General features: G+C 44.5%; 5 protein-coding genes and 1 pseudogene. 2 read left to right on the top strand and 4 right to left on the bottom strand.

Annotation, left to right across the window (positions count from 1 at the left end):
* On the top strand, positions 1-391 hold a 391-nt coding region (locus Q0256_RS06140), incomplete at its 5' end, for a hypothetical protein (protein ID WP_297961186.1).
* A gap of 244 nt (positions 392-635) precedes the next feature.
* Here the strand turns inward: Q0256_RS06140 and Q0256_RS06135 are convergent.
* Positions 636-2720: a TonB-dependent receptor gene (locus Q0256_RS06135; RefSeq protein ID WP_297961183.1), complete on the bottom strand. Its 2085-nt coding sequence runs from the start codon at positions 2718-2720 to the stop codon at positions 636-638.
* A 486-nt stretch (positions 2721-3206) separates the two neighbouring features.
* On the opposite strand from Q0256_RS06135, the gene yedE reads away from it, so the two are divergent.
* Entirely contained in the window at positions 3207-4268 is a 1062-nt protein-coding gene (gene yedE, locus Q0256_RS06130; protein ID WP_297961180.1) for a YedE family putative selenium transporter, read from the top strand.
* A 298-nt stretch (positions 4269-4566) separates the two neighbouring features.
* Here the strand turns inward: yedE and Q0256_RS06125 are convergent, their stop codons facing one another.
* The 3 genes and pseudogenes from Q0256_RS06125 to Q0256_RS06115 all read right to left on the bottom strand — a co-directional run.
* Positions 4567-5469 carry a hypothetical protein gene (locus tag Q0256_RS06125; protein WP_297961177.1) on the bottom strand — a complete coding sequence of 301 codons (903 nt, stop codon included), beginning with the start codon at positions 5467-5469 and terminating at the stop codon, positions 4567-4569.
* 17 nt (positions 5470-5486) lie between these two features.
* The gene (locus Q0256_RS06120; RefSeq protein WP_297961174.1) at positions 5487-6395 is read right to left on the bottom strand and encodes a hypothetical protein; all 909 of its coding nucleotides are present in this window, start codon (positions 6393-6395) and stop codon (positions 5487-5489) included.
* A 62-nt stretch (positions 6396-6457) separates the two neighbouring features.
* A pseudogene (locus Q0256_RS06115) lies at positions 6458-7306 on the bottom strand (hypothetical protein); the annotation flags it as partial.

The following is a 7306-nucleotide window of genomic DNA, read 5'->3' as shown; positions in this document are numbered from 1 at the left end:
GAGTGCGGACGAAGAGAGCATGCGCGATAAATTTTACGATGAGGTTGCGCGTGCCGAGCGTTTGGAAGCTACGGAGGCGGACAAAAACTCTGAGAGCGCTGAGAATATAAGAGCAGCGGATAAAATTTCGCCGCTTAAAGTAGGCCCTGTCGAGAGCGGCACGATGGAATTTCGCGAGGGAGCAAAAGAAAGATCGGATGCAAAAGAGCCCAAGGTTTCGGCATTTAGAAGCATTTTAGAAAATGAGCTGCTTAGCTCGGATACCGCAATACCTAGCGACGTGCGAGTAGAGCTTGTGCGCGAGATCGACGAAAATAATGCTGCCGTAGTGCTAAGCTTCGCGGGCAAAAAACATCTAGTGGTGTTAAAAAGCTCCAACGCTATCGATTGATGAGGCGTGGAATTTCGTAACTTGCGGGCTTTGCAACCCATAAAATTTTGCAGTTTGTTAAATTTTAAAAATTGCGGAATTTTATAGCGCTAGAAATTTATGCCACATTTAAGCCTTATCACCAAAAGATCGCGATGAGATTAAAATTTAAGATGAGGTCTAAATTTAAAAAGAAAGAGGGGCAAAGGCTCGGGTAAGCTTTAAAATTTAACCCGCGCTTCGCCCATATAAGCTTAATCTAAAATCATACTTCCAAATCGACGTAGAAATTTCGTCCAGCACCCACCACTACAGTCTCGCGCGTGCGGTTTGCGTTGATGTAGTGTCGATCGAAAATATTATTTACGCCAAAGCTTACGTCCGCGCCGTCAAGGGCCGGAATAATGCCGTTTTTGATCTTGTAACTTCCTCTAAAATTAGCGATCGTAAAGGACTTATCTACATAAAAATACTCCCTCCCGCGTGCAAAATATGAAGCGGGTTTGGAGTGAGGTTTGAAATAGTGGCTCACCTGAAATCCTAGACTCAAATCTTGCAGCGGCGAATAATCTATGTTCGCGCTTAGTTTTTTGGCGTGGTTATTGATGTTTTCGTGCGTCTTTTTATTGTAAATTCTAAGTCGCTCGAAGCTCGCGCCGAAATCAAAGTCCTGCGTTTGGTAGTTTGAGCTTAGCTCAAAACCATGCCTTTTGGCTTGATCGATATTTTGATACTGCCCGTATTGTTGCGAAAAGCCGCCCGGCGGCACGCCCAGATGCGGTAGCGGCTTAACGTCAATCATATCTTTGATATTGCCGTTAAAATAGATAAATTTCATATTGAAGTGATCGTCCGTAAAAATTTCATCCTGTTTAAAACTAAATCCGACCTCGTACTCTTTGACGGTTTCAGGCTTTAGATCGGGATTTGGGATGTAATAATACATTCGGTTTATCGGTCCTGATTGCGATGTTTCGTGCGGCGTAGGCGCGCGGAAACTCTCGCTATATCCCGCTAAAAGAGTAAATTTATCAAAGAGAGTGTAGGCAATTGCCGCGCGCGGAGAAAATCTGGAATCTTTAAATTTAGCCGATCTGCCTTTGATGTCGCGATCGAATCTATCGTATCTACCGCCTAAGGTAAGCTCTAAATCATCGTGCAAGCGGATCAGATCCTGTGCGAAAAGCCCGTAGCTATTGTATTCATTCGGAAATGAGGCGAAATCTCTTAGCGCTCCATTTTGGATAAAGATCGCATCCTCCTGCCTATTTTCGTAATCGCCGCCGAAAGCGAAGCTATGATTTAAAAAGCCCGTATCAAATTCCGAGATATTTTTGATCTCTAGTCCCTTACGATCGTCTTTGTTCGTGTAGCTGCCGGTATCTGCGCCGTCGATATAGCCGCGTTTATACTCGGCTCTGCTTTTGTAGGCCTTAAAAGACATATCCACTAGCGGGCTTTGCGGCGTAAAGCTCCAATCAAAAACATAATCTCTCTGGCTTAAATTTCCGCTTACGAAGAGATCTGCATCATTTTGCCATAGTGTCTGCCACATCGTGTGTAAATTTTCGTCGTAATCAAAGGCGCTGAAGCTTATGCGGTGATCGTCTAAATTTGCGCCGATCTTAAAAAATCCGGTATCGATATGCTCGTTATTGAAGCTCTTGTCGTAGTCCGGGGCGTAGTGCGTGCCGCCGTCTGCGAACTTAACGTTGCCGTAGCTTGCGCGCTTGCCGTAGAGTAAAACGTCGATCGGAATTTCCTCGCCCTTGCCGTAAATCGCGCCGCGCGTGCTATGCATATTGTTTGATTCAAGCCTCTGCCCTAGCATCAAGCCTACGCTTTTGCCCTCGCTTAGATAATCGCTCGCGCTTTTGGTTTGCATATTTACGATACCGCCGATCGCGCCCGAGCCGTGCAGCACGGACGAGGCGCCCTTTATGACCTCGACGCGCTTTAAGATATCGCTATCGGTGCGAAAAGATGAGATCATATTGGAGTAAATTCCCACGCTCCTGCGCACGCCGTCTTGTTTGATGATGACGCGCTCGTCGCTTTGATATCCGAATCCGCGGATCTGAAACTGCCTGCCGATCTGCCGCCCCATATCCATACTGCCGTCAACGCCCGGTATCTGCATGATCGAATCGACCACGTTGGTTTTGGCTTTCATATCCTTGGGGGTTAAAATTCCGGCCGAGCCTGCGTATTTTAGGTTATCGACCACGCTCACCGTCGCTTGCACGACGATTTGACCCAGATCCTGCGACTTCGTGGCGTTATTTTCGGCCGCATTCGCTCCGCCTATTGCGCCTATCGCAAGCGGCACCAATAAAATTTGCTTTTTCATGCCTCGACCTTTAAAATAAAATTGAGATACATTATTATATATCTACATACTTAAATAAGGTTGAAATTTAATTTCAAAAATATTTGAAATTTGTTTTTATTGGCGGCAAGTATGCGCTCCGTCTGAGCTACTTCTGCGTTTTGGCTGCGTCTTGTTTGTACTTCATTTGCGCCGTTTCTGCCCCCTCGGCTCTGCTCTACCTGTATCCGTTTGTATCGCGTTTCGTCTGACCGCCTCTGCGCCATGGCTTCTCGTTGCGATCCGTCTGTGCCGAAATCTGGCAGATAAATTTGGCGTTTTTATCTCAACAAAGAGTCTAAATTTAAACGTCCGCGATTTACTTGCGTCTAAATTTAGCAGTTGCCCGCATGATTTAAATCCTTCGCTTTTCGTAAATTTAGATCGGAATTTATTTGCTTTTTATTTTACAAAGGATAAAATCGCGCCTAAGAGATCGGTCGATCTAGATTATTTCAGGACTTTTTCATGAATAACGTTAAATGGTACATCATCGCAGGCGCCGTGCTAGGCGTGCTGGGTGCGACGCTGGTGCATTTGGGAAACCCGGGCAATATGGGCGTTTGCGTCGCTTGTTTTTTGCGCGATACCACGGGCGCGCTGGGCTTTCACCGAGCTGCCGCAGTGCAATACATCCGCCCGGAGATCATAGGGCTCGTATTCGGCGGCTTTTTAGCAAGCGTGCTTTGGACGCGCGAGTTTGCGCCGGTTACGGGCAGCTCGCCGTTTGCGAAATTTTTCCTAGGGATTTTCGCGATGATCGGCTGCCTTGTATTTTTGGGATGTCCGTGGCGCGCGTTTTTGCGCCTAGGCGGCGGTGATTTGACCGCGCTAGCCGGGTTGGCGGGTCTGATTTGCGGCGTACTCATTGGGTTTTTGCTTAAAAAGCGCGGCTATGAGGCGAGCAAAGAGGCAAGGCTTAGCGGCGCGATCGGAATTTTGCCCGTGCTACTGGGCGCTGCGCTGCTTGCAGCCTTGGTTTTCGGACTCAAAACGGGCGAGGGCGGCGCGCTTTTTATCTCCGCTAAAGGCCCGGGCGCGCAACACGCCGCGGTAGGCATCTCGCTGGCTGCGGGCATTATCGTGGGCGCGGTGATGCACAGAAGCAAATTTTGCAGCGTCGGCGCGTTCGGTAGAATTTTCCGCGGCGATTTCTCGATGTTTTGGGGCGTGCTAAGCGTCATCGCGTTTGCGAGCATCGCAAATATCGCGTTTGGACAATACAAACTCGGCTTCGAGGGCCAGCCTATCGCGCATAACGATTTCGTTTGGAACTTCTTGGGTATGGTGCTCGCGGGTCTTTGCTTCAGCCTCAGCGAGGGCTGCCCGGGCAAGCATCTGGTGCAGGCCGGCACGGGAAATTTAAGCTCGGGCGTCTTCGTCATCGGCATGGCGGCGGGCGCCGCGATCGCGCACAATTTCTTGCTCGCAAGCTCGGCTAAAGGCATCACCGAGTTCGCTCCTTACGCGGTCGCGATCGGTTTTGTTTTCGCGCTTTACGTGGGGATTTTTCAAAGGCGCAGTGCTTAAAGCTGATACTTAATCTAAGAGATCAATTGAATACATAGGCGGCGTATCTAGCCAAGCTCCAGCAGCGTACTTATAAAGAAATACGCTGCTGGAGCAGAGCGCTCGCTGCAAGACTGGCGCAAGCAGCTGGAGATGGAATTTAAAAATTTGTAGCCGTATTCATAACGCGATAAAACAAATGATAAAATATATTCCGCGCAAGAAAGATTACGATCAATTTTTAAGAGTCGCGCCTTTAAATTTTAAAATTTAAAGGCTTCGCCGTTTGAGGCTTTTTTCATTTAAAACTCTTTAATTATTAATTAAAATCCAGCCATACGTGGCGCTGGGTCTTATCCAAATTAATACCTTTTGTCTTCATAAAAAATTCTTTTATCCTAATGTAGTCGTCCATAGTTTCTATCGTAAAGGCGATATCTTTATCCTTGCCTCGAATTATTATATTATCGTAGAATATAAGTCTAAGACGGAATTTAAAAACTAAAAAATATATAAATTTTAAGACGAATAAAAACAAAAATGCAAGTATAGATATGAAAAATACTCTGAAACTACCTGTTTCTATATATTTTCTTACGTCGATAGCCAATACTAATATACAGATTAATAAAAAAGCGATTATCGTAGTGTATGGTTCAAATTTAAAGAGAAATCTATAAAAAGCGCCTTGCCTCCTAAGCCACTCATTATCTCTTGCAAAATAGGCTCTTTGTACATCCTTAAGATCATCTAAGAATATAGTTTTTTCGGGCATTTTATTTGTATAATAAGTAACTCGATCATTATAAAATTTTACAAGTTTCTTATTGTAAAAATTTGTAAAATATTCCATTATTATAGGCAATCCGAAAAATGGAAATACTATAAAAAGCTGATTATATCTAGTTTGATTGGGTTCGTATGAATACATAAAAATCATAATCGCAAGCGTGCATACCGTAGCAAGAACTATATAAAAATTCGTCCTATCTTTGACCACCAAAGGCTCTTTATTATAATCACTAGCGCAACTCGAATTTTGTTCAAATTTATTAGGTTTTTCGTTTGTATTTATCGTAGAGTCATCCGTGATTTTTTCAAATTTAGAATTCTTACTGTCAAAATTTTCGGCGTCAGAATTTTCTTGCGAGCCTTGCTCTAAATTTTGACGCCGTTCATTTAGAATTTTCTTTAGCTTCTCAAGCCTCTGTTTTCTATTCATCTTTTATTCTTTATAACCTACACGAAAATTTGCGGCGGGATTTTATCTAAATTTTTCCCTGTTTTGAGTAGAAAATAGGCTTTTATCCCCCTGTATTCTTTGCTGCTTAGAAACGAAACCTCTATAAAAGAACTTTTGTCGTATATCAATATGCTATCATTTATAATATCAAAGCCTAGCCCGTTAAAAAGCCTATATAGCAATAAAGGAAAGAAGCTAATAGATATAATTACCGCAAAAATTATCCAAAAATTTTCCTCCCTTCCGTCTATCACTACCGCTATGAAAAGGACCAAAAGTAAGTATATAAAAGCAAATAGCAGCATAAGGCATTTTGTCTTTTTTGATATTTCGGGGTATGACGGTCCCGTGGTCCTTTTGATACTAATTATATTTGAAATTTTGGTCTCATATAAAACGGCTTCCGTCTTTTTAGAGTATAGAGTTATATCGTCATTTTTAAAGCATATATAGCACTTGCCGAAATTTGAGAATTTATTTAATGCTCTGAGCGGAAAATAACAATCCAGCAAAACGAGAAATAAAATTTGCTGGGCGGAAAATTTGCCGCATATCGCCATCAATATCGTAGTAATGATATAAATTGCGCCGATGATAGCATTTAAAATTATAGCGTGGTCTTTTATAACTATCGGCTCTTTATCGTAATCTCTAGCTTGAGTTTTAAAATTTTGCGATGGCATATCAGCGGCGCAAGAGAGACCCCTTTGCGATTTTTGTTCAACTACATTCGTAAAATTTTGCTCTCTGGCATTTATAGAATTTTGCCTGCCATCGCTCGTAAATTTTAGCCCGCTGCCCACTAAATTTTGCTTATCGCAATTTTTATTTTGTAAGAAATCCTTTATATTTTTATCATACCGCGTTTTGCTTATGCCAAACCTAGCAATTTCGTCCTTACGCATTTGGTTCCTCCTTATACGCGCTTGATTTAGATATAACTATCGCGCGAGTTTGCACGCAGAGATCAGCCTTGCGCATTTTTTAAAATTCGCAAAATTTCGCTTATCTTTTTCGGATCTTTAATGCCTCGCGCGTCCTCCACGCGGCTGTTTAGATCGATAGCGTATGGGCGCAGTGCGAGTGCCTCACGGATATTTTGCGCGCCGATGCCGCCTGCAAGAATAAAAGAGATCGCGCCGCCTTTGGAAGCAGTGCTACATTTATCCGCACTATCATCCTTTGCGGCACCCAGCTTGTCCACTTCGCCGCCGTCATTTGAAGTATTTGGCGCGCCCGCCTCATAGTCGCTTGCACCTTGATCATTGACGCCTTCGCTTGTGGGTCTTACACCACTCAGTCGAGCGGTAGCACACGCACTAAATTTGCACTCATCGTCATTTTTTTCGGCGCGACGATCGGCGTTCGCTTCTTGTTTCGTATTGCTCGATCGAACAATATCATGTGTGCGTTCGCTCACTTCATTACTATTAGAAGCACAGCACACGTCGCTTACCCTCTTGAGCTTCAAATTTCCGTTTTCGCTATGCTCCGTGCAAGAATTGCCGCAGCTGCCGTTTTTTAAATTCCCCTCGCTATATCCGCTACAGATCGCGCTATGCTTAAGATAGCTCCTTGCGCCGTCTGAGCCTTGAGCCGTGCCTGCTACATAGCATTTTTTTTCGCTTGCTGCATCATTTTGCATATCGCAGCGCCCGCTAGCCGGGTCGTATTTTGTGCCGCCTATATTTTGAGTTGCGCTACTCGCGCAGTATTTTTCATCGCGTGCCGCACCACCTCGCTCTTCGCAGCCAAGCCCTACGCGTCGCAACAGATCCCAGTCGAAGCTCACGCCGTTACCGCCCAGGCTAGCTCC

This window comes from uncultured Campylobacter sp., from assembly GCF_937949835.1.
GTDB lineage: Bacteria > Campylobacterota > Campylobacteria > Campylobacterales > Campylobacteraceae > Campylobacter_B.
The sequence above is the reverse complement of the archived record's forward strand: the minus strand, read 5'-3'. Positions and strand labels throughout refer to the sequence as shown.

Coding starts and splice junctions, on each gene's coding strand:
- Q0256_RS06135 (WP_297961183.1), bottom strand. CDS start 2,720: ATGAAAAAGCAAATTTTATTGGTGCCGCTTGCGATAGGCGCAATAGGC.
- yedE (WP_297961180.1), top strand. CDS start 3,207: ATGAATAACGTTAAATGGTACATCATCGCAGGCGCCGTGCTAGGCGTG.
- Q0256_RS06125 (WP_297961177.1), bottom strand. CDS start 5,469: ATGAATAGAAAACAGAGGCTTGAGAAGCTAAAGAAAATTCTAAATGAA.
- Q0256_RS06120 (WP_297961174.1), bottom strand. CDS start 6,395: ATGCGTAAGGACGAAATTGCTAGGTTTGGCATAAGCAAAACGCGGTAT.